Genomic DNA, 26078 nt, shown 5'->3' with positions numbered 1-26078 from the left:
GGGTGATGCACGGGTCTCTTGCCGGTTCTACGGAGCTTGGCGGGCTAACGTGGCTGACTTATTGCCCGAACCCAGGTGCCGCTTGGCTGCCGCTGAACCCGAAACGATATGCCCCTTCTTCGCTCTGTCCGTTCACCCGCCCGCCGCACGTCGACCACTCGTCACGACCACGCATCACGCCGAACCTGGCGCTCCCCGCTCTCCTCTTCTTTCACTTCGGTCGTTCTCACCGGAGTGGGAATGGTGGTGGTCGGGTCGCTGACCATGGCCCCGTCGCTTCCGGCGACGGCGCTCTCGGCGTCGGATGCAGCGGCGACGACATTGGCATTGCCGCTGCCGACCACAACGGAAAAGAGCGCATCGATGGTCGGCGCTCAGAATGTGGTCCTCGCCGACTTTGCACCTCAGACGATCGCGCGTGACGGTTACAGCTCAGAGGCAGCTCCGCCACCACCGCCCCCCGTCGTCGAAGCTGCTGCTGCAGCACCGGCGGCACCGGCAGCCGGTGGAGGCGTGCAGTGGCCATTCCCGCAGGCGGTTCGGATCAGTGACGGCTTCGGTCCGCGCAGCGCTCCCTGTAGCGGTTGCTCGACCTTCCACGACGGTCTTGACATGAACGCCGGCGACGGCGCCTCGATCGGCTCGATCGCCGATGGTGTCGTGGTCACCTCGACCGACGACGGCGGCGGATACGGCGCCTACGTCGAGATCGAATCCGTCGTCGGCGGCCAGACGGTGACGGCGCTCTACGCGCACATGCAGCTGGGTTCTCGCGGAGTCTCGGTCGGTGAGCACGTCACGGCTGGTCAGTTCGTCGGACTCGTCGGCAGCACCGGTCAGGCGACCGGCCCGCACCTGCACCTCGAGCTGTTCCACACCGACGGTGTGCGCTTCGATCCCTACTCTTGGCTGACCGAGCACGCGGGCTAGCTTCGATGCTGCCCGCCCCGCCGACTAGGCTTCGACTGTGATGGTCATGTCCGGCAGCGATGAGCGCGTCGCCTTTGTTGTTGCTCGCCCCGGCGATGAATCGCTGATGACCGGCGGAACGATCGCCCGCCTTCGTTCTGACGGATCGCGGGTCGCGGTGCTCTTCGGCGAGGCCGGCACCGAGGATCCCTCGGCGACACGCGCGGCCCTGACCGCACTCGACGTCGACGACTGGATGATCGTGCCCGCCGTGTCGGGTCAATCGATTGAAGACGAAGACCGCGAGCTTGACGGGCTGATGCTCGACCTGCTCACCGACTTTGGTGCGACGGCCGTCGTGATCGGCACCGACGACGATCGGTTGCGGGCGGCGGCCGTGCTCGCTGCCGAAAAGACCGGCGTGCCGGTGTTTCTGAGTCGCCGGGTCGCCGCCGACGTCAACCAGCGGGTGAAGGCGATCGACGTCAGTGACCAGATCGACACAAAGCTCCGGGCGGTTGCGGCCTACCCCGGTCGATGGTCGGTGATCGACCATGCCGTGCGAGCGCCCGATGGCACGCTGCAGAGCGTCAGCGGAACCGAAGCGTTCGTGCAGATCAGTTCCCCGCCATCCGGGCGTCTGTCGATGACGGCTCCGTCGGCATCGCCGCTGGAGCGCATTGGTGGGGGAGTGCTCGCCCTGGTTCTCGGCGCACTGTTCGGGCTGCTCGGAACCCTGGCCCATCTGGCGACGTTCTCGATCGGTTCTGTCGAGATTCCGTACGGATTGATCCTTGCCCTGGTGGCGACATCCGCTCTGCTGATCGGACTGCGCTTGGTGTTTCACGATCGGCTGATGGTCTTGCTTGCCGCAATCGGGATGCTCGGCATGATATTTTTGCTGTCGCTGCGCAGTACGGGCGGCTCCGTACTCATCCCGCAGGGGCTGACCGGGCTCATCTGGACCATTGTCCCGACCCTGGTCGCCGCACTGGTCATTGCCTGGCCGAAGCTGCCCGCCAAGCACTGAGGCAACCGGCCGGCCGGAGCTCGCGACGCCGGTGCACAACACGCCAGCACACAACACTCGTATCAAGCAGACCCCTCTTCGAGGCATAGACTGGATATCCAGCTCGTGAAGGGAACCTCACCACCGTGACGTATGTCATTGCTCTTCCTTGCGTCGATGTTAAAGACCGTGCCTGCATTGATGAATGCCCGGTCGATTGCATCTACGAGGGGGAACGCTCGCTCTACATCCACCCCGACGAATGCGTCGACTGCGGTGCGTGTGAGCCGGTCTGCCCTGTCGAGGCTATTTATTACGAAGACGACCTTCCCGAACAGTGGGCTGACTACTACAAGGCGAATGTCGAATTCTTCGACGACATCGGTTCCCCGGGTGGAGCAGCCAAGATCGGCGTGATTCCCAAGGACCACCCGGTGATCGCCGTGCTGCCGCCGCAGGTTCAGCACTAGCGCGCCGGCTGCCCGATGCTGAAGCAGCTTCCTGACTACCCGTGGGACCAGATGGTCCCGTTTGCCGAGAAGGCACGGGCCCATGTCGGCGGCATCGTCGACCTGTCGATCGGTTCGCCGGTCGATGCCACGCCCGCGCTGATCAGGCAGGCACTGGCCGAGGCGACGGATGCGCACGCCTACCCGCAAACGGTCGGAACACCGACTCTGCAGCAGGCCATCATCGACTGGTACGCGCGCCGCCGCGCCGTAACCGGACTCGCAGCCAGGAACGTGCTGCCGACGATCGGCTCGAAAGAGCTCGTCGCCCTGCTCCCGTTCATGCTCGGGATCGGCGAGGGCGATACGATCGTGCACCCGCGAGCGGCCTACCCGACCTATGAGATCGGTGCCGCCATCGCCGGCGCCACCGCGCTCGCCTCCGACGACCCGGCCGAATGGCCGGCCTCGACGAAACTGATCTGGCTGAACAGCCCCGGAAATCCCGACGGCCGGGTGCTCTCGGTCGCTGAACTGCGCACCGCCGTGGCCCGCGCACGAGAACTCGACGCGGTGATCGTCAGCGACGAATGCTATGCCGAGCTCGGCTGGGACGCGCCGTGGGATTCCGAACCGATTCCCAGCATCCTTGACCCGCGGGTGGTCGGCGAGAGCCGCCACAACGTTCTGGCCATCTATTCGCTGAGCAAGCAGTCGAACCTCGCCGGCTACCGGGCCGCCTTCGTGGCCGGCTGCGGCTCGTTGATCGCTCGGGTGTTGACGGTGCGCAAGCACGCCGGCTTGATGCTTCCTGCCCCCTTGCAGGCCGCCATGGTCGTGGCCCTCGGCGACGACGCGCACGTCGCCGCGCAGAAAGAGCTCTACCGCGCTCGCCGCGCGGTACTGCTGCCCGCGCTGCAGGATGCCGGCTTCCGCATCGACAACAGCGAGGCCGGACTCTACCTCTGGGCGACCCGGGGCGTCGACGCCTGGCAGACGATCGCCGAGCTGGCCGAGTTGGGCATCCTCGCCGGACCCGGCCCGTTCTACGGCAGTTTCTACCCGCAACACGTGCGGTTCTCGCTGACCGCGACCGACGAGCGGATCCAGGCGGCGGCGGAGCGACTGCGCGCGTAAGTGCGACTGGCAGCCGTCTGTTGTGGACTATGTCCAATGGAAAGCGACTGCTTTTAGCGGATGCCACAGTAGGCTGCTGGGCGGCTTAGGCTGTAGTCGGTTGCCCGCCACACACCATGAGTGTGTGCTGCGGATCGCCAGAGAATTAACCGGTTGCCCTGACAGGGCACTACTACTCAGGGAGACCCCGTGGGCGACGAGCGAACAGCATCCAACGAGCCGCAGAAGGCAACGCTCACCTATCCGGGCGGCACAGCCGAGTTCCCCATCCTGCGCAGCGTTGATGGCGCATCCAGCCTCGATATCTCCACACTGACCCGCCAGACCGGGCTCACCACACTGGACTACGGGTTCGTGAACACCGCGGCGACGCGTTCCTCGATCACCTACATCGACGGCGAGCAGGGGATTCTGCGCTACCGCGGCTACCCGATCGAGCAGATCGCGCACAACTCCAGCTTCCTCGAAACCGCCTGGCTGCTCATCTACGGCGAACTGCCGACGCCGGCCGAACTCGACGACTTCGATAACCGCATCCGTCGTCACACCCTGCTTCACGAAGACCTGCGCCGCTTCTTCGACGCCCTGCCGCACAACGCTCACCCCATGTCGGTGCTGTCGAGCGGTGTCTCTGCCCTCTCGACGTACTACCAGGACTCGCTCAGCCCGAAGGACCCGGCCCAGGTCGAGATCTCCACGGTGCGCCTGCTCGCCAAGCTTCCGGTGATGGCTGCGTACGCCCACAAGAAGAGCATCGGTCAGGCGTTCCTCTACCCCGATAACTCGCTGAGCTTCGTCGATAACTTCCTCAAGCTGAACTTCGGCACGCTGGCCGAGCCTTACGAGGTCAACCCGGTGGTCAGCAAGGCGCTCGAGCGTCTGCTCATGCTGCACGAGGACCACGAGCAGAACGCGTCTACTTCGACGGTGCGCCTTGTCGGCTCGACCGAAGCCAACCTGTTCGCGTCGGTCTCCGCCGGCATCAACGCCCTCTTCGGTCCGCTGCACGGTGGCGCCAACGAGGCCGTGCTCTCGATGCTCGCCGACATTCAGGCATCCGGTGAGGGTGTCGCGAAGTATGTCGAGCGCGTGAAGAACAAGGAAGCCGGCGTCAAGCTGATGGGCTTCGGGCACCGCGTCTACAAGAACTACGACCCGCGCGCCAAGCTCGTCAAGGAAAGCGCCCACGAAGTGCTCGCCGCTCTCGGTGTGCAGGACGACCTGCTCGACATCGCGATGGAGCTCGAGCACTACGCCCTCAACGACGACTACTTCAAGGAGCGCAAGCTCTACCCGAACGTCGACTTCTACACCGGTGTCATCTACAAGGCCATGGGCTTCCCGACGCGGATGTTCACGGTGCTGTTCGCCATCGGTCGCCTGCCCGGCTGGATCGGCCACTGGCGCGAGATGAACACCGACCCGGCCACCAAGATCGGCCGCCCGCAGCAGTTGTACGTCGGATCCCCGGCGCGCGACTACCCGCAGCGCTAGTAGTTCGTTGGTCGAACCTGTCGAGACCCGGTGAGCCCATTTCCGAACGCGGGTTGCGTTTGAGGGTTGGCTTGCGGGATTTCGACAAGCTCAATCACCGGGCGGCGCCAGCGTCAGTGTGTCTGTCGCCGCCTTCTTCACGGCTTCCAGATCGAAGAGCCACGGCCTGGTCTGATGGTTCTGCCACAGTGGCGTCTGATCGGTGTAGTTCGGGTGGAATGCGTGCCCGGAAGCCCCGGTCAGGTTCACCCAGGTTGAGCTGTCGAAATCGGCCAGGCTCACGACCTGACGCATCGACGGCACCCAGTCGACGGTGTAGCCGACCGTGGCGTCCCAGCCCACCGCGTTGACGACCGACGATCCGCCGGCCACCTGGTAGGGCCCCCGGTTGAAGAGCCACTCGATGGGGCCGATGCCCGACGTGCCAAAGCTCGCGTTGGTCAGCTCGAGAGTGTGAATCGATCCCCAGCTCCAGCGTGACGTCTTCGCGCCCATCAACTTCACGCCTTCGTCAGACGCCTTCTCCAACACTTTCGTCAGGGTGTCGTCGCGTCCCACCGTGCCGAGCTTCGCACTGGTCCACCAGGGGTCGTCGGGCCGGTCGAGCAGGGTCGCGATGACGGCGAAGGAGCGGTCGCCGCCGGTGAGCGCGGTTCCCTCGGGAAGCGAGTCGAAGACATCCGCCAGAAGGTTGCGCCAGACGATGCTGAAGTACGCGGCGGCGGCACTGTCGGCGTCGAGGTTGTAGTCCCAGTCTGTGAGGAGGCGCTGGGCGTCGGCCGTTGCACCGGTCACCGTCAGTTTCTGCAGCACCGGCACGAGCGTTGCGGCGGCGGCGCTGTAGTTGTCGGCTTGAATACGGCTCATGTCGGCGGTTGTGAGCGGGGTGCCTGAATCGAGCAGTTTCTGCAGTCGCAGGGTGATCTGCTCGGCTCGATAGCCGAGATCCCAGTCCTCGGTGATCATCACCGGGAATGCAGCGTCGACCGCCGCATTGTTCGCGGTGACGATGTAGCCACTCGCCGGGTTGTAGCTGTTCGGCAGTTGATCGAACGGAACGAACCCGGTCCAGCCGTAGTCGCTCGTCCAGCCCGGAACCGGAACCGTGCCGTCTCCGGTGCGTCGAATCGGGATGAGCCCCGGGGCTTGGTAGCCGATGTTGCCATCGACATCGGCGTAGATGAGGTTCTGCGAGGGAACGTCGAAGAGCGATGCTGCGGCCCGGAACTCGTTCCAGTCGCCGGCCCGGTTGAGGGCGAAGATGGCGGATGCCGTGCGCCCGGGGGTGAGGGCGGTCCACTGCAACGACAGCTGTGCCGTCGTCTCCGGGGCATCGGCCGCCGCATCAGTGGCGGGTGGCTCCGGCACCCCGTCGACCGCCGGATAGTCCTCCGCGATGCTGCCGAATTGGCTGGTCAGCCCGCTGACCAGCGGGCCGTGCTCGGTCGCGCGAATCTCGATCTTGACGTCGGGGCCGCCGGCAACCTTGATCTTCTCGCCCCGCACGGAGAGCGGCTTGAGCGCTCCGTCGAATTCGTAGTTCGGGCCGATGACCCGTTCGAGGTAGAGATCCGCGACGTCCGGCCCGAGGTTGGTGAACCCCCAGGCGATGCGGGAATTGTGCCCGATGATCACGCCGGGCAGCCCGGAGAAGCTGTAGCCCGCCACGTCGAAGGGGCACTCGACGCTCACGGCCTCACAGCGCAGGCCGACCTGGTACCACACCGACGGCATCACGGCACCGAGGTGCGGGTCGTTCGCGAGGATCGGCTTGCCGGTATCGGTGTGCGCTCCGGAGATCACCCAGGAGTTGGAGCCGATCTCGCCGCCGGCCGGGCCGAGCAGCTCAGGTACGGAGGCCAGGGCGGCACGCAGTTCGGCCAGGGGAGTGCCGAGCGCGGTCGACAGATCCTGGTCCGATGCGAGAGGGCCGGGCGTCGAGGCGGTGTCGGTGGGGGTGGTGTCGGTCGCGGCGGTGTCGGTGGAACCCTCGTCGGTCGTCTCCGCTGATGCCCCATCAGTGCTCTCGCCTGTTGTCGCGTCGCCTGTCGTAGCGTCGGTGGTTTCGGCCGCCGCCACCGGAACGGCGTTCTCGACGATGGTCGGATGCGTCGCATACGGGTAAGCGGGATGCAGAAGTGCCATGTCGTCGTCAGACAGCGTCGGTGCGAGCAGGGCCCGGTCGATCTCATCGTCGAGGTTCGAACGCAAATCCCAGGCCATCGCCTTGAGCCAGGCAACTGAGTCGGCGGCGGTCCAGGGTTCCGGCGTGTAGTCGGGATTCTGGATGGCGAGGGTCGCGTACTCCAAGGAAAGGTCGGCGCCCTGGTGAGTGGCCAGGTAGGCGTTGACGCCGCGAGCGTAGGCCTCGTAATAGCTGAGGGAGGTGGGATCGAGCAGTTTCACTTCCTGCTCGGCGACGGCGCGCCATCCGAGAGTCCTGACGAAGGTGTCGGTGCCGATCTGGCTCTCGCCGAAGAGTTCAGACAGTCGCCCGGCGGTGACGTGTCGCCGAAAGTCCATTTCCCAGAACCTGTCCTGAGCGTGAACGTAGCCTTCTGCAAGAAACAAATCGGTGGCGGTGGAGGCGACGATCTGCGGGATTCCGGCATTGTCGCGATAGACGGTGACGTCGCCCGCGAGCCCGGGCAGATTCAGGGTGCCCGACAGAGTGGGGAACGACCGGGTCACCGTCCAGGCTCCCAGGCCGGTCGCAATGAGCCCGAGGCTCAGCACGATTCCCAGCGTGATGAACAGCGCCCTCAGTCGACGGGGGCGTCTGCTGCGCGGTGCATCACTTCCCACATCACTCCTTCGTGATAGTCAGGTGTAAGGAGACTACAGAAGAACCGACGCCGGGGGCAGTGGGCCGGTGCTGTTGCCCGAAAACATCGATTCGCTCATCGGCCGGGCTGTTCGGAGATGTTTTGGCGCAGTTGGCGCAATTCCTGATGTTTTGGCGCTGTCATTCAGTGATGTTTGTGGCTGCACCGCGTTGAGGCGTCAGGCAGTGATGCCAATTGCGACGGGGCAGCCGCCCGCGAGAATTGTGCGGATGACGTCGAGGCACTGCGGCATCTGACTGATCACTTGATGCGCGCGAAACCGATGGCAGCGATAGCCGAGGAGCGTCACCTCGGCATCGCGGCGGCTGTCTTCATTTCGCGAGCGCTCGTCGTCGTGCCACTGCCCGCCGTCGAGTTCGATAACGAGCCAGCCGTCGATCAAGAGGTCGACCCTTCCCACCCCGGCAATAGTGACTTGCACATCGACCTGCCAACCCTCTGCCTCTGCGGCCACACGCATCAGACTCTCCAACCCAGAGTCGGCCAGCCCGTTCAGCCGGAAGCGGAGCCTCCTCAGACGACGGGGGAGCATGTCGAACACCCCGGGGAGCTGGTGTGGGCGCAACAGTCGCTTGTTGAGCGCGCTGTCAAAGGATGCGATGACGTCGGGTGCAGGGGCGACACGGGCGTACTGCGCCAGAGCATCGGGCAGCGACATTCGCCACAGTTTCTCGCCGGTGTGCGGGAAATGCTCGTGCACCCACAAGCGGTGTTCGCCCGCGGCGGGCGCGGGCAACCGGCTCCGGCCCTGGAGCGTGCCAATCCACAATCCCGATGAGCGAGTGACCCACACTCCATAACTTGCGAGTGCTGACGAGGCAGCCATGCGTCCGCCGAGGGCAACTGCACGGGTCGCGGCTTGATCGGCACCGGGATGTGCAAGCCAGAAGCGGCGGATCGGCCACAACTGGCGATCGGCAATTGCATGCCCAATGTCGTCGCGTGAGTATCCGAGCTCACGCAATTGAGCTCGGGTGGCGAGATTTCCGCAACGCGACATATCGGCGGAGAGTGAGCGCAGCATCCGTTGAGTATCGATCAACAGGTTTGCGCTGTCGTCCTGAACGGGCGGCGCGGTGGACAAATCGCGGGGGAGCAGACTGTGCAGGATAAGCGGCGCAGCGTCAAAACATCAGAGTCGCTCGGTAGCGCGCCGATCGGTGATGTTTTCGTGCAGGATGTGCAATTCCTGATGTTTCCGTGCCGCCGGGTAGCCCGGCGGCACGTCAAGCAGCGTGCGGGTTAGGCGTGCAGCGCCTCGTTCAACTGGATGCCGCCACCCGAGCGCGGTAGCGCCTCAACGGCACCGCTGATCGAGTTGCGACGGAAGAGCAGGTTCGGCACACCGGAGAGCTCCACGGCTTTGATGCTCTGCATCGCTCCGTCGGCGGTGCGCGGCTCATCGGGCAGCAGAACCTTGGTGCCGGCCGTGACGTAGAGGCCGGCCTCGACCACGGTGTCGTCGCCGATGGAGATTCCGACGCCGGAGTTCGCGCCGAGCAGCGCCCGCGCGCCGATCGCGACGCGCTGGGTTCCGCCGCCCGAGAGCGTGCCCATGATGGATGCGCCGCCACCGATGTCGGCGCCGTCGCCCACGACGACGCCCTGCGAGATGCGCCCCTCAACCATCGAGGCGCCGAGCGTACCGGCATTGAAGTTGACGAAGCCTTCGTGCATCACCGTGGTGCCCGGGGCCAGGTGGGCGCCGAGGCGCACCCGCGAGGCATCCGCGATGCGCACGCGGTCGGGCGTCACGTAGTTGAGCAGCGGCGGAAACTTGTCGACGCTCGTGGCCTGGATGCCGTGGCGCACGAGCGCGGGACGCAGACGGTCGAAGTCGGCGGGCAGCATCGGGCCGGCGTTGGTCCAGACCACGGTCGGCAGATGACCGAAGATGCCATCGAGGTTGATGCTGTTGGGCGCGACGAGCAGGTGGGAGAGCAGGTGCAACCGAAGGTAGGCATCCGCCGTGCTGCGGGGTGCCTCGGTGAGGTCGATCTCGACGGTGATGGCCTCGATGCGCACGGCACGACGGGCGTCATCACCGGCGTGCTCCTCGAGCTCGGCCGGGACGATCCAGCGGTCGCGGCCGGCGGGCAGCTCACCGAGCTGCGGAGACGGGAACCAGGTGTCCAAAACGGTGGAATCCTGGGCGATTGTGGCCAAGCCATACCCCCAGGCGTGCGACGAAACGGGGGAACCTGAAGAGGAAGCTGTGACCATAGCTCTAGATTAGTAGAGTGCCCCAGAACACTGCGCCCAGCGCCTCCGCCGCTCCCACCACCCCGTCAGCTCTCGACCTCACCGCCTCGTCGGTGGAGATTACCCGAGTGCTGTGCGACATCGAGTCGGTATCGGGCAACGAGACTCTGCTGGCCGACCTGATCGAGCAGGCGCTCGCCGGTTACGACCACCTTGAGCTGATTCGAGACGGCGACACGATCGTCGCGCGCACGAATCTCGGCCGCGCCCAGCGCGTCGTGATCGCYGGACACATCGACACCGTTCCGCTGAACAACAACCTGCCCACGCGCACCGAGGTCATCGACGGCGTCGACTACCTCTGGGGCCGCGGAACGGTCGACATGAAGGCCGGCGTCGCCGTGCAGCTGAAGCTCGCGGTGGAGCTGAGCGACCCCTCGGTCGATCTGACCTGGATGTGGTACGACAACGAAGAGGTCGACTCGTCGCTCAACGGTCTCGGCCGCCTCGCACGCAACCGTCCCGATCTTTTCGTCGGCGACTTCGCCATTCTCGGCGAGCCGAGCAACAGCCAGGTCGAAGGCGGCTGCAACGGCACCCTCCGGGTCGAGGTGCGCGCCTTCGGGCTGCGGGCGCACTCCGCGCGCGCCTGGATGGGCGAGAACGCCATCCACAAGATCGCCCCCGTTCTGAACATCCTGGCCGCCTACACTCCGCGTGAGGTCGAGGTCGAGGGGCTCGTCTACCGCGAGGGCTTGAACGCGGTCGGCATCAGCGGCGGCGTCGCCGGCAATGTCATTCCCGACGAGGCAATGGTGCACGTCAACTACCGGTTCGCACCGAGCCGCACCGCCGCAGAAGCGGTGGCCCATCTGCGGGAGCTGTTCGACGGCTTCGAGGTGACCGTCATCGACGAGTCAGAGGGCGCTCGCCCCGGACTCGACGCGCCCCTGGCCCTCGAGTTCCTGGCCGCCGTCGGCGCCCAGCCGCGCCCGAAGTACGGCTGGACGGATGTCGCGCGCTTCTCCGCACTCGGCATCCCGGCCGTCAACTACGGGCCAGGCGACCCGTCGAAAGCACACGCCGACGACGAGCGCGTGGCCATTGCACAGATCGACGAGTGCGAGCGCGGCCTGCGTACCTGGCTGACCGCCGCAGAGCGGTGAGTCAGGACGTGGCCTCGCCCGCGACTTCGCCAGCGATGTCGCCGGCTACCGCTGCCGCGGCATCCGCATTGCCCGCGCGCTGGCGTGCCCGGTACCGGCTGACCCCCTGGTGGGCCAAGGTCATCGTGATCTGGGCGCTGTCCCGCGTCGTCACCACGACCCTGATTCTCATTCTGGCAAGCGTTCAGGGCGACAACCCCTGGACCGGCGCGCATCCCACCTACCTGCAGTTCGCGAACATGTGGGACGGACTCTGGTACAACATCGTCGCCGTCTCCGGCTATCCCTCGGTGTTGCCGGTCACCGATACCGGACACATCGCCGAGAACGCCTGGGCGTTCATGCCCGCCTACCCGATGCTCGTACGGCTGCTGATGCTGATCACCGGGCTCGGCTGGGCCCCGCTCTCGGTGTTCGTGTCGCTGGCCTTCAGCCTGGCTACCGCCCTGCTGTTCTACAAGCTGATGCTCCGCGTGCTTCCCGCATCGACGGCGCTCTTCTCCGTCGTGCTGTTCAGTGTCGCCCCGCTGTCACCGCTGCTGCAATTCGGCTACGCCGAGTCGATGTACCTCTTCTTGCTCACGCTCGCGCTCATGCTGCTGCTCGACCGGCGCTATGCACTGCTCTTCCCGGTGATCGCCGTGATGGCCGTGACGCGGCCGAGCGGCCTCGCCTTCGCCCTGGCGCTTGGCCTGCACGTGATCTACCGCTTCGTTACGCGGCGCAGAGACCCGTTCCCGATGCGTGAACGGATGCTCGCGGCATCCGTCGCCCTCTTCAGCGCGGTGATGGGCTTTGCCTGGCTGCTGGCGGCCTGGGCCGTGACCGGCTCGATGTCGTCGTATACCGACACGGAACTCGCCTGGCGCTCGGCCTACATCGGCTACCAGGAGCTTGTGCCGTTCACCGCCTGGTTCCAGAGCGGGGGCTGGTGGCTCGGCCAGCCGTTCGGCTCGATCGTCGTGATCGCACTCATCCTGGCCTTCACCATCTTCATGTTCTCGCCGCCGGTTCGAAGGCTCGGGGTCGATCTGCGTTTCTGGGTGGCGAGCTACGCGCTCTACCTGCTCGCGGTGTTCTTTCCGCAGTCGAGCACATTCCGGTTGCTCATGCCGATGTTTCCGCTGCTCGGCGCGATCGCGATCCCGCGCAACCTGGCCTATCGAATCGCTCTGGTCGTGCTCGGAATCGCTGGTCAGTGGGGGTGGCTTCTGATCGCCTGGGGTGTCGACGGCGCCGACTGGACACCGCCGTGATTATCGGTTAGCGCCTGGGATGGTCGATAATAGAACCAAACGAATGGAAGGGGAGTTCATGGCGGCCATGAAGCCACGGACCGGAGACGGACCAATGGAGGCTGTAAAGGAGGGGCGCCTCATCATCGTGCGGGTACCGCTCGAAGGGGGAGGTCGGCTCGTCGTCTCTGTGAACGACGCTGAGGCCAAGGAGCTTCACGATGCACTTGCTGGGGTTGTCAACCCGGCCAGCTAGCCACAAGATTCACGAAGAACGGCTGCGCGATGACTGCGCAGCCGTTTTTTTGTGCCCAGATTCTGTATCAGGTTCGTGTATCCGGTCGAGCTCGAGGCGTAGAAAACGGCTGCGCGATGACGCGCAGCCGTTTCTGTGTGCCGGGGGTCAGGCGCGAATCTTGGTGATCTGAAGCAGGCCGTCGCCGACGGGGGAGAGCGCGCTGACCACGGCGTTGGAGGCGGCGATCTCGGTCACCAGGGTGCGGAATCCGGTCGCGACGTCATCGCGCTGGGCGGGGTCAGAGACCCGGCCGCGCCAGAGAGCGTGGGCCACGAGCACGGTTCCGCCCGGGCGAGCGAGGCGCAGACCGTGTTCGACGTATTCGATGACCGACTGCGGGTCGGCGTCGATGAAGACGATGTCGTAGGAGTTCTCGTTCATCCGCGGCAGCACATCAGCGGCCTTGCCGGTGATCAGGCGCACGCGCTTGGCCGGGATGCCCGCATCGAGAAAATGCGCGCGAGCGTGCTGCTGGTGGTCGACCTCGGTGTCGATCGAGGTGAGCGTGGCACCGGGGGCGCCGGAGAGCAACCAGATACCGGAGACGCCGGCACCGGTTCCCACCTCGAGAATGTTCAGGGCACCGGTCGCCGCGGCGAGCACGGCAGTCTGCGCGCCAACGGCGGGGGAGATCGCGTCGATGCCGAGTTCCAGCGACTGTGCTCTGGCGCGGGCCACAGCATCGGATTCGACGACCAGGTCGTCGGAAAATTTCCAGTTCAGTTCTTTTTCAGACACGTCGCACTCCAGTAGATGTATGGGATAAGCCTATTGCCGCCGGGCCAATGGTTCGGGGAGGCCTCGCCGCGGGTTATTCTGAACTCATGTTTGGTTTGACGTTCGAGAAGGTGCTGATCATCGGGGTCATCGCTGCCTTCCTGATCGGTCCCGACAAGCTGCCGCACTACACGGCCCAGTTGGCTCGGCTTGTGCGCAGCCTTCGTGACATGGCGAACGGTGCCAAGGATCGCATGCGCGACGAGATGGGTCCAGAGTTCGACGACCTTGACTGGAAGAAACTTGATCCTCGGCAGTACGACCCGCGCCGCATCATCCGTGAAGCGCTGACCGACGACACCACAGTTTCGTCCACGGCGACGGAAGCCGCTGTCATCACCCGGAGCCCGAACCCCGAAGGCGCTTACCTGCAGCGAAAGCGTGCCAAAGAGGCCTCTCTCGCGGCATCGGAGCCCACGCCGTTCGACTCTGAGGCGACCTAGCCGCCATCGGTGGTTGAGGAGCACGCGACGAAGGAGCGCCCGTCTCGAAACCAGCGCGAGCCAACCTCCGAGCTGTGGTGTGTCTGAGGATCGGCTTGCGAGGCCTCGAGACATGGGCTTGCTTCGCTCTCTCGTTCCTTGACCAGGCGAGACGACGGACGCCGACCGTGCGCCGATGCCGTCGATGGGGAGCGACAGCCGATCATCGGCGACCAGGGCAGCACGGTGAGCACCGGCATCAGCTCAAGCACGGGCATCGCTTTCCCGGAGGACGGTACTGTGAAGATCCGCTCATATGATCTACAACAGGGGAAGAAAGATGATCCAAAGCACAGAACCGCTCGTTCGTCGACGTCGGCTGGGGGGATGGCCGGCACGGGTGCTGGCGACCGTCGCGCTTGCGGGTGTGCTTACGCTGAGCGTGTCCGCGGCCTCGGCCGACAGTGTCGTGGCCACCATTCCAAATGCTGGGGGGCCCGGGGGCGGCGGCTACAGCGGCAGCCAGACGGCCATGAGCTCGGATGGGACTCGGCTGTATGTGAGCCAGGGAAGCACCATCGCCGTGATCGATACCGCGACGAGAGCGCAGATCGCTTCGATCGCGGTCCCGGGGCCGGTCGCGGGCCTCGCCGTCTCTCCCGACGGATCGCGCCTCTACTTGACGCAGGGCGGGACGGATTCCGTCGCCGTCGTCGACACGGCGACGCGTGCGATCGTCGCCACCGTGCCCGTCGGGGACAATCCCGCCGGCATCGCCGTTTCCCCGAATGGCTCGCGGATCTACGTGGTGAACGTCAACGGCCCCGGGATCGTGTCGATGTCCGTGGTCGACACTGCCTCGAACACGTTGCTCGCCTCGATCCCGAGCGGTGGCCAGCCACGGAGCGTGGCCGTGTCACCGGACGGCAGCCGCGTGTACATGGTCCACTACTCCCCCCTCAAGCACGACATCGCCGTCGTCGATACCGCCACGAACGCTATCGTCGCGACGATCCTCACTGGCCCGTCCACGAATCGTGTCGATGGAGTCGCGTTCGCCCCGGACGGCTCGCTCATGTATGCGGCGAGCCCCGATGCCGACACGCTGTCGCTGATTGACACGGCGACGAACACCATTACGACGAGCATCCCGGTGGGAGATGGACCAGCGGATGTCGCGGTCACGCCAGACGGTACCCGCGCGTACGTGACGAACACCACCGCCGGAACGGTCTCAGTCATCGACCTCGCGACAAATGCGGTTGTCCAAACTGTTCCAGTGGCGGCTGGTCCGCGGGGGATCACCATCACGCCCGATGGTCGCCACGCCTACGTTGCCGGCACGACGGATGTCTCGGTGCTCGCGCTCGACACCTTCCCCGCGATCGTCACCGCCACCCTGCCCGACGGCACGGTGGACGCTGAGTATGCAGCGAACGTCGAGACGACGGGTTCCCCCGCCCCGCAGGTCACCATCACCGCAGGCACCCTGCCGCCCGGCCTTACCCTCGATCCCCTGACGGGCGACCTCACAGGAACGCCGACGAGCACCGGTACCTATATGTTCACGGTCACCGCGCTGAGCACGGTGAGCGGCATCGTCTCCACCGTCACGCGCGAGTACACCGTGACGATCGCCGATCCGACGACAGCACCCACAGCGCCGCTGAATCTCGCGGCCGAGCTCGATGGCGGCGCCGCCGACCTGACCTGGACTGCACCGACGTCTGATGGCGGATCACCCATCGTCGGCTACCGGATCGAGCGCAGCATCGACGGCGGCCCGTTCAGCGCCATCGTCGACGACACTGGCTCACCCGACACGGCGTACACCGACGCCGAGATCGACGAGGGCGTCGTCTACACCTACCGGGTATACGCCCTCAACGCCGTCGGGCAGAGCGACCCGTCGAACGAGGCATTCGTCGATGTGCCCGGCGCCATCGCCCCGGGAAGCGGCACCGGCGGCAGTGAGCAGCCATCGCGTGGAGCGCTCGCCAGCACCGGCACCAACGCGATCTTGCCCGGCCTCGCCACCGCTGCGCTGCTGCTCGCGCTGGCTGGTGGCGCCCTCCTGGTGCAACGCCGACTCTCGGGGCCAACGCGCGACTAATCCCCGCCGAGCCGCCCGAGGACCCCGGCGATGGTACTCCTCTTCGTCGCCGGGGCCTTGGTTTCTCAGCAGCTCCCAGCCTGACATCGGCGGAACGGTTCAGCCGAACTCGATCACCCGCAGGCTCAACCAGAGCAGCAAGGTGTCATCGGGATTGTCGAGATCGATGCCGAACAGCTCGTGAGCCCGGCGCAACCGGTAGCGCAGCGTGTTCTGGTGGAGCGAAAGCCGGGTGGCGGTGACCGCCGAGTCCCGGCCACAGCTCAGATACGTCAGCAGCGTGTGCGCATAGTCGGAGCCGGTGCGCCGATCGTGCTCCACCAGACCGGTGGCCTGCGGCGACGCCAGATGAGCGGTGTCCCGAAAGACCTGCGCAAGTTCGAGGATGCTCAATTGGCTGCGCACCTCGACGGCACTGGCGACGGATGCCGCGCCCGGCCGGTCGGAGCGCAGCAGGAGCACCAGGTCGGCGTCGTGACGCGAACGGCTGATCTGACCGAGGGAGTGCGCGGCTGACCCGATCGATGCGAGCACCTCGACCTGCAACGAAGACGCAGCCCGCCCGACCAAGCGCTCCGCCATCGCCCGAGTGCGTTCGGCGCCCGCTGCGGATCCGGTGAACAGCGAGTAGACGGTGTTTCCGATGACCACGCACTCGGTGCCCTGCTGGTGCGCCTCGCACTGCATGGCGATCAGATCGATCAGCCGCCCCATCCGGGTCTCCTCGCCCACCGAGGTGAACCGGGGTTGGAAAGCCACAACAATCGACCCGCTGTCGGTGTCGATGCCCAGCTGGTCGACGATGAGCCGCGAGTCCTCGCCGCCCTCGAGGAGCCGCCGCAGCAGGTCGCCGCGCTGCTGTTTGGCGAGATCTGCGGCATTGCGGGCGTGAAGCATGTGAAGGGCGGCGATGTCGGCGGCGCGCTCGAGCGCCCGGTGGTCCTCCGCATCGAACTCGCCATGCGCATCGACAACCCAGATCGAGCCGAGCGGTTGCGACCCGGCCCGCACGGCTACCGCCAGCCGGTCGAGTGCAGGGGGAACGCCCGGCACGTGCACGGCTCCGGTTGCCCGGAACATCTCGGCGTACTGCTCGGCGTTCTCGGGAAGGAACGGCACCTGCCGCCCCAGGATGCCGACCCGGCGGTCCTCATCGATCGGCTGGTCGGCGATTGTCGAATAGGCCAGCACCCGTTCCTGCAAGTCCTCGATGGCCGTCGCGCCGCCCACGAGCGCGGCAATCGAGTTGGCGAGGGCAAAAAGGTCGCCGACGGCCAGGCTCGAGAAGGAGCTGGCCGATTCGGCGCTGGTCGCGAGTGCCGACGCGATCAACACATCGGCCTGTCGCCAGTCGATCTCGTCGTCGGCGACAATGAGCGCGATCTGGGCGGCATCCGCGATCGCGGCCAGCGGTCCCAGATCATGGCTGAGCGACTTCACCACGACGGCACCAAAGCCGTGTGCCGCCGCCGCGCGAACAACCTCGGCGGTTTCGGGCGCACCCGGATGCAGGCCGATTCCGAGCAACACCCCGTCGGGAGCGCCGGTGAGCGGGGCCCAGCGCTCGTAGAGGGTGGGCTTGACGCGCGCCAGTACCGGTTCGGTGCCGATCGTGGCGAGATGCAGCCCTGAACCGTCTAAGACGAGCAGGAGTTCACCGACCCTCAGCCCGCTCGGTGCTGCGGTCGGTGCCGCCGTCGGTGCTGTTTTTGACGTCGTCGCTTCGGCATCCATTGGTCCACCGTACGGGAGCATTGTGCTGCACAACAGTGCGGCCGTGAAATCTTTGTGCCGCACGCCGACGACGCCGGGACATCGATCGATCACACTGATCGCATGCTCCAGAACGTCGATCTCCTCTCGCTCGCCGCCCAGGCCGCGAATGCCGCTGCTCACGCGGCCGAAGCCTCACGGATGCGCCTGGTCGACGAACACGAGATGTCGCGCTTGCGAGACGTCGCCGACCTGCTCATCTCGGTGTGGGGCACCTCAGAGCACGGTGCTCCGATTCCCGCCGACCTGTTGCGCAGCATCAGCCACTCCGGCTGCAACGTCAGCACGGCCTACGACGCCGCCGGAGTCTTGTCGGGAGCCGCGGTGGGCATCGTGTCGCCCGATCGCGACTCGGTCTACTCGCTGATCGCCGGCGTGCGCCGCGGGCTGGCCGATGCCGGCGTCGGCTTCGCGCTCAAGCAGCACCAACGGGCCTGGGCGCTGGCACGAGGACTGACCACCATGGAATGGACCTTCGACCCGCTGGTCAGCCGCAACGCCCGGTTCAACTTGACCAAACTCGGTGCCACGGCCTCGGAGTACATCCCGAACTTCTACGGGGTGATGGACGACGAGATCAATGCCAATGATGAGACGGATCGTCTCGTCGCGATCTGGTCGTTGACGAGCGAGCAGGCAATCGCGTGCAGCGAACGGCGACCCGAGACGGTGGAGCTGCCTGAATTCGGCCCGGGCGACGTGCGGGCCGTTGGGCCTGACGGGCAGCCGGTGCTGATTGAAGCGGACGGCTTTGGCTGGTGCAGAGTTCCGACCGACATCGTCGCTCTGCGCGTCAGTGATCCGGCTGCCGCAGCGGCATGGCGCCAGGGCATCCGCACGATTCTGACCAGCGCTTTCGACAGCGGTTCGGTCGCACGCGGCGTGACCCGAACGGGCTGGTACCGACTCGACAGCCCACACGACAGCTCACGCGACAGCCCACACGACAGCCCACACGACGGCTCCCACGACAACTCACGCGATAACGGAGGACAAGCATGAAGATCGAGAACATCGAGATGCGTCGGGTGACGTTGCCGCTCGTGACACCATTTCGCACGTCGTTCGGAACCGCGTATGAACGCGAGACCACGCTCGTGCGGGTCACCACGGCGAACGCCGAGGGCTGGGCCGAACATGCCGCAGAACCCGACCCGCTCTACAGCTCTGAGTTTCTCGACGGCGGTGATCTCGTCATCCGTGACCACCTGATCCCGCGGCTCCAAGCGCTCGGCGACCGGCTCACGGCCGATCGGGTCGCCACCGCGCTCGCCCCGGTCAAAGGGCACCCGATGTCGAAGGCCGTGCTCGAGACCGCCATCCTGGATGCCCAGCTCAAGGAAACCGGCGTCTCCTTCGGCGATCATCTCGGCGCCGTGCATGAGCGTGTGCCGGCCGGAGTCTCGGTGGGAATCATGGACTCACACGAGGAGCTTCTCGATGCCGTCGGCCGCTACCTGGACGAGGGCTACCTGCGGATCAAGTTGAAGATCGAGCCCGGTTGGGATGTTGTGCCGGTGCGCGCGGTGCGTGAAAGATTCGGCGATGACGTGCTGCTCCAGGTCGACGCCAATACCGCGTACACCCTCGCCGACGCCCGGCATCTGGCCCAACTCGACCCGTTCAACCTGCTCCTGATCGAGCAGCCGCTGCCCGAAGACGACCTGCTCGGACACGCCGGCCTGGCCAAGCTCATCACCACCCCGGTCTGTCTGGACGAGTCGATCGAATCCGCCCGCGACGCGGCAGCCGCCATCGCGCTCGGCGCCTGCAGCGTGATCAACGTCAAGCCGGCGCGCGTCGGCGGGTACCTCGAAGCCCGGCGCATCCACGATGTCGCCGCGGCGAACGGGGTTCCGGTCTGGTGCGGCGGGATGCTGGAGACCGGCATCGGCCGCGCGGCCAACGTGGCCCTTGCCGCACTGCCGAACTTCGTGATGCCCGGCGACACCTCGGCGTCGAACCGGTATTACACGCAGGATCTGACCGCCCCGTTCGTGTTGGAGGACGGCCACCTGGCTGTGCCCACCGGCCCCGGCATCGGCGTCGACGTGTTGCCCGACGTACTGAACGAGCTGACGACCAGGACGACCGACATCCGTTTCTAGCCCCTGTCGCCCCACGCAGCACAAACTCGGTCGACCGCCCCGCACAGCCCCCCCCCGAATTGCCCCACCCGACACCCGTGACGTGCCGACCGATGACGTTCAGCACCTCGCACACAACCCAGGAGTGCCGCATATGAAAACCTCAGCTCGCCACCAATTCTCCGTCACGATCGCCGCAGCACTCGGCCTCGCCGCCGCCCTCGCGTTGTCGGCCTGTTCGGCGACGGGAGACCCGGCCCCGACGTCGGCTCCGCCGGCCGCCGACGTCGACCCGGCAGCATCCGCCGCGCTGCCTGCCGCATTCAAGGAGGCGGGAGTGATCAATGTCGCCTCCGACATCCCGTTCCCGCCGATGGAGATGTTCGACGAGAACCAGAACCTCACCGGATTCGACTACGATCTCGCGCAGGCCCTCGGCGCACGGCTCGGCGTGAAAATGGAGCTGCAGACGCAGGCCTTCGACAGCATCATCCCCTCGCTGCAGTCGGGCAAGCACGACGTGATCATGTCGGGCATGAACGACACCCAGGAGCGTCAGAAGACCCTCGACTTCGTCGCCTACATGCACGCCGGCTTCTCGATTCTGGTGATGGCCGGCAACCCGGAGAACATCACGACGGTGCTCGACCTCTGCGGCAAGGATGTCGCGGTGCAGAAGGCGACGGTGCAGGCCGAGATCTTGCACGGCTACGACGAGCAGTGCATCGCGGCCGGGTCCACGCCGATCAAGACCATGGAACTGCCGATCGAGACCGACGTGCAGACCGCCGTGCGCTCGGGCAAGGCCGTCGCGGATGTCGTCGACTCCGCTGTCGCCGCGTACGCCGCGCAGACCGCCGGCGACGGGGAGATCTTCGATGTCGTCAAGGACCCCGACAACCCGTCGGGCTACAACCCGCTCTACACGGGTATCGGCATCCTGAAGAAGAACAACGACCTCGCGCAGGCGTTGAACCTGGCCATGGAGGCGGTCATCGCCGACGGCACCTACGAGAGCATCCTGGCGAAATACGACCTCACCGACTTCGGCATCGACGCTGCCGGCATCAACCTCGGGAAGTGACCTGATGTCCACTGCCCTGACGAGCGAGCGGCCGCCGGAGGTGAACACCGACGGGGTCGACCCTGACGACATCGTCGCCGTGCCTCTGCGGCATCCATGGCGATGGGTGGTGGCGGTACTGCTGCTGGCCACCCTGGTCACCCTGGCCGTCTCCCTCTGGGAGAACGAGAACGTGCACCACCCGACGATCAGCGAGTTTCTGTTCAACCCGCGCATCCTCTCCGGTGTGGTGCTCACCCTGGTGATCACCGTCATCGCGATGGTCGTCTCGTCGGTGCTCGGCGTGCTGATTGCCGTGATGCGGCTCTCCAATAACCCGGTGATGAACGTGCTGGCCTGGTCGTATGTGTGGGTGTTCCGGGGCACGCCGCTGCTGATCCAGATCGTGTTCTGGGGTTATCTCGGCCTGCTCTACGCCCAGATTTCGCTCGGCGTTCCGTTCACCGACTTCACCCTCTTCTCGATCGACACGAACACGTTGATCCCGGCGTTCACCGCCGGCCTGCTCGCACTCACGCTTAACCAGGCGGCGTACTCGGCGGAGATCATCCGGGCCGGGATGCTGTCGGTCGATCAGGGTCAGTATGAGGCCGCGTACTCGGTGGGCATGAGCCCCACCTTCACCCTGTTCAAGGTGGTGCTGCCGCAGGCCATGCGGGTGATCATCCCGCCGATGGGCAACGAGACCATCTCGATGCTCAAGAACACCTCACTGCTGTCGGTGATCGCGGTGCTCGAGCTGTACACGGTCGCCACCCAGATCTCGTCGCAGAACCTGCGTCAGGTGGAACTGCTCATCGTCGTCAGTTGCTGGTACCTGTTCCTGACCTCGGTGCTGTCGATTCCGCAGTACTACCTGGAGCGTCATTACGGGCGCGGGAATGCGCGCAGCCTGCCGCCGACCCCGATCCAACGGGTCAGGGCCGCGCTCGGACGCGGCCGCCCGGCCGGCATCGTTCCCGACCCCATCAATCCCGCGCAGGTCGTCACCAAAGGGGCCCACTCATGACCGAGACGCTACAGTCCAGTTCGGCCACAAACATCCCGGCCCCGCCCGCACCGGTACCGTTGCTCTCGGCCCGCAAGGTGCGCAAGAGCTTCGGCGGCGTGCAGGTGCTGAAGGGGATCACGCTCAGCGTCAACGCCGGCGAGGTGATGTGTCTGCTGGGCCCGTCGGGCTCCGGAAAGTCCACGTTTCTGCGCTGCATCAACCACCTCGAACGTATCGACGGCGGCCGTATTTCGGTCGATGGGGAACTGATCGGCTACGCGCAGCGGCAGAACCGCATTTATGAGATGAATCCGCGGGAGGTGGCACGGCAGCGCCGCGGCATTGGAATGGTGTTCCAACGGTTCAATCTCTTTCCGCACATGACGGCGCTCGAGAATGTCACCGTCGCGCCGATCGGAGTGAAGAAGCTGCCGAAGCAGCAGGCGACGCAGCGCGGGCTCGACCTGCTCGACCGGGTCGGCCTGGTCGATCTCGCCCAGTCGTATCCGACGCAGCTGTCGGGTGGGCAGCAGCAGCGGGTGGCGATCGCCCGGTCACTCGCGATGGACCCGAAGCTGCTGCTCTTCGATGAGCCGACGAGTGCGCTCGACCCCGAACTTGTCGGCGATGTGCTCGACGTGATGCGCGCGCTCGCCGCCGACGGAATGACCATGATCGTTGTCACCCACGAGATCGGTTTCGCCCGCGGGGCTGCTGACTCGGTCGTCTTCATGGACGGGGGAGTCGTCGTGGAATCCGGGCCGCCGGCCAGCGTGCTCGACAATCCGCAGAACGAGCGCACGAAGGCGTTTCTGAATAGTGTGATGTAGCGCGGCCTAGCGCCGGCGAACCGCCTTCAGCACACCGGCCAGCAACACCATCGGACCGGCCAGCTGCGCAAACTCATGACCGAAACGCGGCAACTGCAACAGCCCCGTCGCACGCGAAACCGTGATCGCGTCGACGAAGCGCAGCAGCCCCTCCGGGCCATTGCGGCGGCCGAGGCCCGACTGCTTGATGCCGCCCATCGGCGCGGCCACCGACGAGAACGAGCCGCGGTAACCCTCATTCACGTTCACGCTGCCGGCTTCCAGAGCTGTCGCCACCCGGAGCCCGCGCTGGGGCGAGCCGGAGAAGACCGAGGCGTTCAGTCCGTAGTTGCTGTCGTTGGCGGCGAGAATCGCCTCCTGCTCCGAGTCGACGATCGACACCGAGACGACCGGGCCGAACGTCTCTGACGCGAAGCAGTCCATCTCCGGAGTGACGCCGGTGAGCACCGTCGGTTCGAAGAAGAACGGTCCGAGATCGGGTCGGGCCCGCCCGCCCGCCTGCACCGTGGCGCCCTGGTCGACGGCGTTCTTCACGTGGGCCGTGACCCGGTCGAGCTGGGCTTGTGAGGTGAGGGAGCCGACGTCCGCCGTGTAGTCGAACGCCGAACCGAGCGCGAGGTTCTTCGTCGTGGCCACGAACTCGTCGAGGAAGCGGGCGGCGACACCGCGCTCGACATAGATGCGCTCGGTCGAGACGCAGAGCTGACCGAGCGACGAGAAGCAGGCGGATGCCGCATTCACGGCCGCCTTCGTCGGGTCGACGTCGTCGAGAATGATCAACGGGTTCTTGCCGCCGAGCTCCAGCGAGGCGCCGGTCAGGGTGGTCGCGGCCTGTGCGGCAACGATCTTGCCGGTGGCGGTCGACCCGGTGAAGCAGATGTAGTCGGCATCCTGGGTGACGGCGCCGCCGATCGAGGGGCCGTCACCGGTGACGATCGCCCAGAGCTGCTCGGGCACTCCGGCGTCGATGAACGCGCGGCGCAGGGCGAGGATGGACAACGCGCCCTGGTTGTCGGCCTTCTGCACGACGCCGCAGCCAGCCGCGAGGGCGGGAACGACATCCATGGCGGCCAGGCTGAACGGGTAGTTCCACGGCGTGATCACGCCGGCGACGCCCTTGGGCCGGTAGCGCACGCGCGTGGTGATGACGAGGGGAATGCCGGCCCGGCGCCGCCCGCCGCGGAGCACGCCGTATGCGGCGAGAGCGTTGAAGCGGGTGACGGAGGCGGCCTGGAAGACTTCCTCGAAGGCTTGGCCGCGTGTCTTGCCGGTTTCGGCCTGCAGGGTGTCAAGAAACAGCTCCCGGCGCTGCAGCAGCAGATCGTGGGCACGCAACAGAACCGCGCGGCGGTGCGCGAATCCGGCCCGCGCCCAGGCGATCTGGGCCAGCCGAGCGCGGGAGTAGGCATCCTGCACATCGCTCACACTGCTCGTGGGAAGGTCGTGCAGCAGAGTTCCGGTGAACGGTGCGATGACCGGCACCGACTCTCCCGACGTGGTGGTGACGTCGCGGGTGAGTTCAGAGGTGAGCGTGTGTTCCAGCAGGGAGGCGGGCATGACGGTCAGTCTAGGTCAACTGACCCACTTGGTGGCAGGGAGTTTCTAGCGAAGAAGTTCTGGCTGGGTTTTGAGTCGACCGAGGTGCACGCGGACGCCTGCACGAACTTGGCAGGATTTCGACGGCCCGATCGATTGTGCACGCGCCGGCGAATCGCCAGGCTGTCAGGATGACGACCCAATACCGAGCCAGCTTCGATGCGACAGTGACCTTTTCGAACAGGGGCGGCCTGAGCGCCGAGGGATTCCGGGTCGACATCCCGTCCCGCGAGACGTCGACGGATGAGATCGGCGCGCTCTTCGTCGCCTCGCTCGGTTTGCTCATGGCCGAGTCGGTGACGCTGCGCAATGTCGAGATCGTCGCCGAACCGCACAAAGGCACGCGCGGGGGACCGAGCGATGCGGCCGCGGCCGGCGACGCGCGACGTGCTGGCGGCCAGGCCGCTTCGGCTCCGAAGCGTTTCGTCGAGCTGAGCCATGTCATCCGGGCGGGGGAAACGACCTACCCCGGCCTTCCTGCGCCGGAGACCACCCCGCACCTCACCCGGGAGGCCTCACGAAGCCTCTATGCGGAGGGCACCGAGTTCGCCATCGACCGCATCTCGATGGTCGGCAACACAGGCACCTACCTGGACAGCCCGTTTCATCGCTACGCGGACGGGGCGGACCTCGCCGGAGTGCCGTTGACGCGACTCGTGGATCTTCCCGTTGTGGTCGTCCGCACGGGCGGAAGCGGCGCGCGGGCCGTGGACGTCGGCCACCTTGCGGCATTCGACGTCAGCGGATGCGCGGTGCTCCTGCACACGGGAGGCGACCGCGACTGGGCACAGCCGAGCTACGCCGTCGACGCTCCGTACCTCACCGAGGCGGGCGCGCGGTGGCTCGTCGAGCACGATGTGGCGCTCGTCGGGATCGATTCGGTCAACATCGACGACACCAGCAGTGGGGGCGCGCGACCGGCGCACAGTCTGCTGCTCGCCGCGGGCATCCCCATCGTCGAACATCTCACCGGGCTCGGAGACTTGCCCCCACACGGGGCCACCTTCACGGCCGCGCCGCCGCTCGTCGAGGCATTCGGCACGTTTCCGGTGCGGGCCTACGCGACCGTTCCCGTCGGATAGTCTCGGCCAGCCTCCGCCTCGGCCTTCGCAGCCTCCGCCTTCGCCGCTCGGTGAGCCTGGGCCTTTCTCACGGCGGCCCGCGCGGCCTTGTTCATCGTGGTGCTGGCCTTCTTCGCGCCTGCAAACTCGGTGCCGAGCAGCGCCAGGCCGCCGAGGGCGATCAGGGAGCCGGGACCAGGCAGAGGGATGAGGAGTACCCCGAGTACGACGGTTCCGGCACCGGTGACACCAACCGTCGTGCGATAGACCCGATTGGCCGTGGGATGGCGGCCGATACCGGCGCGCACACTCGTGAAAGCGCGGGCCGCGGGGCCTCTCCGCGGCGGAGTGTCTGCTGTGGACTCGCCGCCGACCGGGGGAGTACCGAAGTTGGACTCGGTCGCCGGACGCTGACGTGGCTGCATGCCTTCATCGTAGCCAGCCGCACCGCGTGCATGCCGACGGCGGTGAGATCCAGCTGTGGGTGTGCGCAGGCCCCCGGGAGTGATGCCGGTGCCCAGGGCTGAACATTATTGTGCGCTGCGGGCCCGGGATTTGCCCGAGATCAGGCTGGGCGCGGGCTATCCCGGCTGGCGAGG

The 26078-nt window shown here is 66.2% G+C and carries 23 protein-coding genes; 16 read left to right on the top strand and 7 right to left on the bottom strand.

Annotation, left to right across the window (positions count from 1 at the left end; all coding sequences use genetic code 11):
- The first annotated feature begins 240 nt into the window (after nucleotides 1-240).
- From AB4Y63_RS13460 to AB4Y63_RS13440, 5 genes are all read left to right on the top strand, one after another.
- Nucleotides 241-930, top strand: a complete 690-nt coding sequence (locus tag AB4Y63_RS13460) for a M23 family metallopeptidase (protein WP_441791565.1) — start codon at nucleotides 241-243, stop codon at nucleotides 928-930.
- Nucleotides 931-967: 37 nt separating this feature from the next.
- Nucleotides 968-1939 carry a PIG-L deacetylase family protein gene (locus tag AB4Y63_RS13455; RefSeq protein ID WP_441791564.1) on the top strand — a complete coding sequence of 324 codons (972 nt, stop codon included), beginning with the start codon at nucleotides 968-970 and terminating at the stop codon, nucleotides 1937-1939.
- Between the two features lie 125 nt (nucleotides 1940-2064).
- Nucleotides 2065-2388, top strand: a complete 324-nt coding sequence (fdxA, locus tag AB4Y63_RS13450; RefSeq protein WP_345063980.1) for a ferredoxin — start codon at nucleotides 2065-2067, stop codon at nucleotides 2386-2388.
- Between the two features lie 15 nt (nucleotides 2389-2403).
- Nucleotides 2404-3504, top strand: coding sequence for a succinyldiaminopimelate transaminase (gene dapC / locus AB4Y63_RS13445; RefSeq protein ID WP_441791563.1), 1101 nt, complete (start codon nucleotides 2404-2406; stop codon nucleotides 3502-3504).
- A 189-nt stretch (nucleotides 3505-3693) separates the two neighbouring features.
- Nucleotides 3694-4998 carry a citrate synthase gene (locus tag AB4Y63_RS13440; protein WP_441791562.1) on the top strand — a complete coding sequence of 435 codons (1305 nt, stop codon included), beginning with the start codon at nucleotides 3694-3696 and terminating at the stop codon, nucleotides 4996-4998.
- Between the two features lie 90 nt (nucleotides 4999-5088).
- Here AB4Y63_RS13440 and AB4Y63_RS13435 read toward each other — a convergent pair whose 3' ends face one another.
- The 3 genes from AB4Y63_RS13435 to dapD all read right to left on the bottom strand — a co-directional run bounded on the left by AB4Y63_RS13435 (nucleotide 5089) and on the right by dapD (nucleotide 10067).
- Nucleotides 5089-7803 carry a penicillin acylase family protein gene (locus AB4Y63_RS13435; RefSeq protein WP_441791561.1) on the bottom strand — a complete coding sequence of 905 codons (2715 nt, stop codon included), beginning with the start codon at nucleotides 7801-7803 and terminating at the stop codon, nucleotides 5089-5091.
- A gap of 198 nt (nucleotides 7804-8001) precedes the next feature.
- Nucleotides 8002-8868 (bottom strand): endonuclease domain-containing protein, encoded by an 867-nt coding sequence (locus tag AB4Y63_RS13430; protein ID WP_441791560.1) that lies wholly within the window; start codon nucleotides 8866-8868, stop codon nucleotides 8002-8004.
- Nucleotides 8869-9086: 218 nt separating this feature from the next.
- Nucleotides 9087-10067 carry a 2,3,4,5-tetrahydropyridine-2,6-dicarboxylate N-succinyltransferase gene (dapD, locus tag AB4Y63_RS13425; RefSeq protein ID WP_441791559.1) on the bottom strand — a complete coding sequence of 327 codons (981 nt, stop codon included), beginning with the start codon at nucleotides 10065-10067 and terminating at the stop codon, nucleotides 9087-9089.
- A 17-nt stretch (nucleotides 10068-10084) separates the two neighbouring features.
- Between dapD and dapE the strand changes: the two genes are divergently transcribed.
- The 3 genes from dapE to AB4Y63_RS13410 are packed head-to-tail and all read left to right on the top strand — an operon-like array spanning nucleotide 10085 to nucleotide 12703.
- The gene (gene dapE, locus AB4Y63_RS13420) at nucleotides 10085-11212 is read left to right on the top strand and encodes a succinyl-diaminopimelate desuccinylase (protein ID WP_441791558.1); all 1128 of its coding nucleotides are present in this window, start codon (nucleotides 10085-10087) and stop codon (nucleotides 11210-11212) included.
- Between the two features lie 35 nt (nucleotides 11213-11247).
- The gene (locus tag AB4Y63_RS13415) at nucleotides 11248-12468 is read left to right on the top strand and encodes a hypothetical protein (protein ID WP_441791557.1); all 1221 of its coding nucleotides are present in this window, start codon (nucleotides 11248-11250) and stop codon (nucleotides 12466-12468) included.
- Between the two features lie 58 nt (nucleotides 12469-12526).
- Entirely contained in the window at nucleotides 12527-12703 is a 177-nt protein-coding gene (locus tag AB4Y63_RS13410; RefSeq protein WP_441791610.1) for a DUF3117 domain-containing protein, read from the top strand.
- 147 nt (nucleotides 12704-12850) lie between these two features.
- On the opposite strand, the gene AB4Y63_RS13405 is transcribed toward AB4Y63_RS13410, so the two are convergent.
- Nucleotides 12851-13483 (bottom strand): O-methyltransferase, encoded by a 633-nt coding sequence (locus tag AB4Y63_RS13405; protein WP_441791556.1) that lies wholly within the window; start codon nucleotides 13481-13483, stop codon nucleotides 12851-12853.
- Nucleotides 13484-13569: 86 nt separating this feature from the next.
- Here AB4Y63_RS13405 and AB4Y63_RS13400 point away from each other — a divergent pair, with 86 nt between their 5' ends.
- Both AB4Y63_RS13400 and AB4Y63_RS13395 read left to right on the top strand, forming a co-directional pair.
- Nucleotides 13570-13965, top strand: a complete 396-nt coding sequence (locus AB4Y63_RS13400) for a Sec-independent protein translocase TatB (protein ID WP_441791555.1) — start codon at nucleotides 13570-13572, stop codon at nucleotides 13963-13965.
- A gap of 319 nt (nucleotides 13966-14284) precedes the next feature.
- Complete coding sequence (locus tag AB4Y63_RS13395) at nucleotides 14285-16057, top strand: beta-propeller fold lactonase family protein (protein WP_441791554.1); 1773 nt, start codon at nucleotides 14285-14287, stop codon at nucleotides 16055-16057.
- 99 nt (nucleotides 16058-16156) lie between these two features.
- On the opposite strand, the gene AB4Y63_RS13390 is transcribed toward AB4Y63_RS13395, so the two are convergent.
- Nucleotides 16157-17953: a PucR family transcriptional regulator gene (locus tag AB4Y63_RS13390; protein WP_441791553.1), complete on the bottom strand. Its 1797-nt coding sequence runs from the start codon at nucleotides 17951-17953 to the stop codon at nucleotides 16157-16159.
- On the opposite strand from AB4Y63_RS13390, the gene AB4Y63_RS13385 reads away from it, so the two are divergent.
- The 5 genes from AB4Y63_RS13385 to AB4Y63_RS13365 all read left to right on the top strand — a co-directional run bounded on the left by AB4Y63_RS13385 (nucleotide 17894) and on the right by AB4Y63_RS13365 (nucleotide 22822).
- On the top strand, nucleotides 17894-18832 hold the full coding sequence (locus AB4Y63_RS13385; protein ID WP_441791552.1) for a hypothetical protein: 939 nt from the start codon (nucleotides 17894-17896) through the stop codon (nucleotides 18830-18832). The genes AB4Y63_RS13390 and AB4Y63_RS13385 overlap by 60 nt on opposite strands.
- On the top strand, nucleotides 18829-19938 hold the full coding sequence (gene menC, locus AB4Y63_RS13380) for an o-succinylbenzoate synthase (protein WP_441791551.1): 1110 nt from the start codon (nucleotides 18829-18831) through the stop codon (nucleotides 19936-19938). Before AB4Y63_RS13385 ends, menC begins: the two co-directional genes overlap by 4 nt.
- Nucleotides 19939-20071: 133 nt before the next feature.
- Nucleotides 20072-21001, top strand: a complete 930-nt coding sequence (locus AB4Y63_RS13375) for an ABC transporter substrate-binding protein (RefSeq protein ID WP_441791550.1) — start codon at nucleotides 20072-20074, stop codon at nucleotides 20999-21001.
- Nucleotides 21002-21005: 4 nt separating this feature from the next.
- Entirely contained in the window at nucleotides 21006-22010 is a 1005-nt protein-coding gene (locus AB4Y63_RS13370) for an amino acid ABC transporter permease (RefSeq protein ID WP_441791549.1), read from the top strand.
- Nucleotides 22007-22822: an amino acid ABC transporter ATP-binding protein gene (locus AB4Y63_RS13365; RefSeq protein ID WP_441791548.1), complete on the top strand. Its 816-nt coding sequence runs from the start codon at nucleotides 22007-22009 to the stop codon at nucleotides 22820-22822. Before AB4Y63_RS13370 ends, AB4Y63_RS13365 begins: the two co-directional genes overlap by 4 nt.
- A gap of 6 nt (nucleotides 22823-22828) precedes the next feature.
- Here AB4Y63_RS13365 and AB4Y63_RS13360 read toward each other — a convergent pair whose 3' ends face one another.
- Entirely contained in the window at nucleotides 22829-24379 is a 1551-nt protein-coding gene (locus AB4Y63_RS13360) for a succinic semialdehyde dehydrogenase (RefSeq protein ID WP_441791547.1), read from the bottom strand.
- Between the two features lie 170 nt (nucleotides 24380-24549).
- Here AB4Y63_RS13360 and AB4Y63_RS13355 point away from each other — a divergent pair, with 170 nt between their 5' ends.
- On the top strand, nucleotides 24550-25500 hold the full coding sequence (locus AB4Y63_RS13355; RefSeq protein WP_441791546.1) for a cyclase family protein: 951 nt from the start codon (nucleotides 24550-24552) through the stop codon (nucleotides 25498-25500).
- Here AB4Y63_RS13355 and AB4Y63_RS13350 read toward each other — a convergent pair.
- Complete coding sequence (locus tag AB4Y63_RS13350; RefSeq protein ID WP_441791545.1) at nucleotides 25476-25904, bottom strand: PGPGW domain-containing protein; 429 nt, start codon at nucleotides 25902-25904, stop codon at nucleotides 25476-25478. The genes AB4Y63_RS13355 and AB4Y63_RS13350 overlap by 25 nt on opposite strands.
- Nucleotides 25905-26078: the final 174 nt, after the last annotated feature.

Origin of the sequence: Leifsonia sp. YAF41, assembly GCF_052113185.1 — a bacterium.
In the GTDB taxonomy this organism is placed as follows: Bacteria; Actinomycetota; Actinomycetes; order Actinomycetales; family Microbacteriaceae; genus Cryobacterium.
The sequence above is the reverse complement of the archived record's forward strand: the minus strand, read 5'-3'. Positions and strand labels throughout refer to the sequence as shown.

Excerpts from the sequence above, each read along its gene's own strand:
- AB4Y63_RS13410 (WP_441791610.1), top strand. The coding sequence starts at position 12,527 with ATGGCGGCCATGAAGCCACGGACCGGAGACGGACCAATGGAGGCTGTA.
- AB4Y63_RS13350 (WP_441791545.1), bottom strand. The coding sequence starts at position 25,904 with ATGCAGCCACGTCAGCGTCCGGCGACCGAGTCCAACTTCGGTACTCCC.
- dapC (WP_441791563.1), top strand. The coding sequence starts at position 2,404 with ATGCTGAAGCAGCTTCCTGACTACCCGTGGGACCAGATGGTCCCGTTT.
- AB4Y63_RS13460 (WP_441791565.1), top strand. The coding sequence starts at position 241 with ATGGTGGTGGTCGGGTCGCTGACCATGGCCCCGTCGCTTCCGGCGACG.
- AB4Y63_RS13365 (WP_441791548.1), top strand. The coding sequence starts at position 22,007 with ATGACCGAGACGCTACAGTCCAGTTCGGCCACAAACATCCCGGCCCCG.
- AB4Y63_RS13400 (WP_441791555.1), top strand. The coding sequence starts at position 13,570 with ATGTTTGGTTTGACGTTCGAGAAGGTGCTGATCATCGGGGTCATCGCT.
- AB4Y63_RS13395 (WP_441791554.1), top strand. The coding sequence starts at position 14,285 with ATGATCCAAAGCACAGAACCGCTCGTTCGTCGACGTCGGCTGGGGGGA.
- menC (WP_441791551.1), top strand. The coding sequence starts at position 18,829 with ATGAAGATCGAGAACATCGAGATGCGTCGGGTGACGTTGCCGCTCGTG.
- dapD (WP_441791559.1), bottom strand. The coding sequence starts at position 10,067 with ATGGTCACAGCTTCCTCTTCAGGTTCCCCCGTTTCGTCGCACGCCTGG.
- AB4Y63_RS13415 (WP_441791557.1), top strand. The coding sequence starts at position 11,248 with ATGTCGCCGGCTACCGCTGCCGCGGCATCCGCATTGCCCGCGCGCTGG.
- AB4Y63_RS13385 (WP_441791552.1), top strand. The coding sequence starts at position 17,894 with ATGCTCCAGAACGTCGATCTCCTCTCGCTCGCCGCCCAGGCCGCGAAT.
- AB4Y63_RS13370 (WP_441791549.1), top strand. The coding sequence starts at position 21,006 with ATGTCCACTGCCCTGACGAGCGAGCGGCCGCCGGAGGTGAACACCGAC.
- AB4Y63_RS13360 (WP_441791547.1), bottom strand. The coding sequence starts at position 24,379 with ATGCCCGCCTCCCTGCTGGAACACACGCTCACCTCTGAACTCACCCGC.
- AB4Y63_RS13355 (WP_441791546.1), top strand. The coding sequence starts at position 24,550 with ATGACGACCCAATACCGAGCCAGCTTCGATGCGACAGTGACCTTTTCG.
- AB4Y63_RS13375 (WP_441791550.1), top strand. The coding sequence starts at position 20,072 with ATGAAAACCTCAGCTCGCCACCAATTCTCCGTCACGATCGCCGCAGCA.
- AB4Y63_RS13430 (WP_441791560.1), bottom strand. The coding sequence starts at position 8,868 with ATGCTGCGCTCACTCTCCGCCGATATGTCGCGTTGCGGAAATCTCGCC.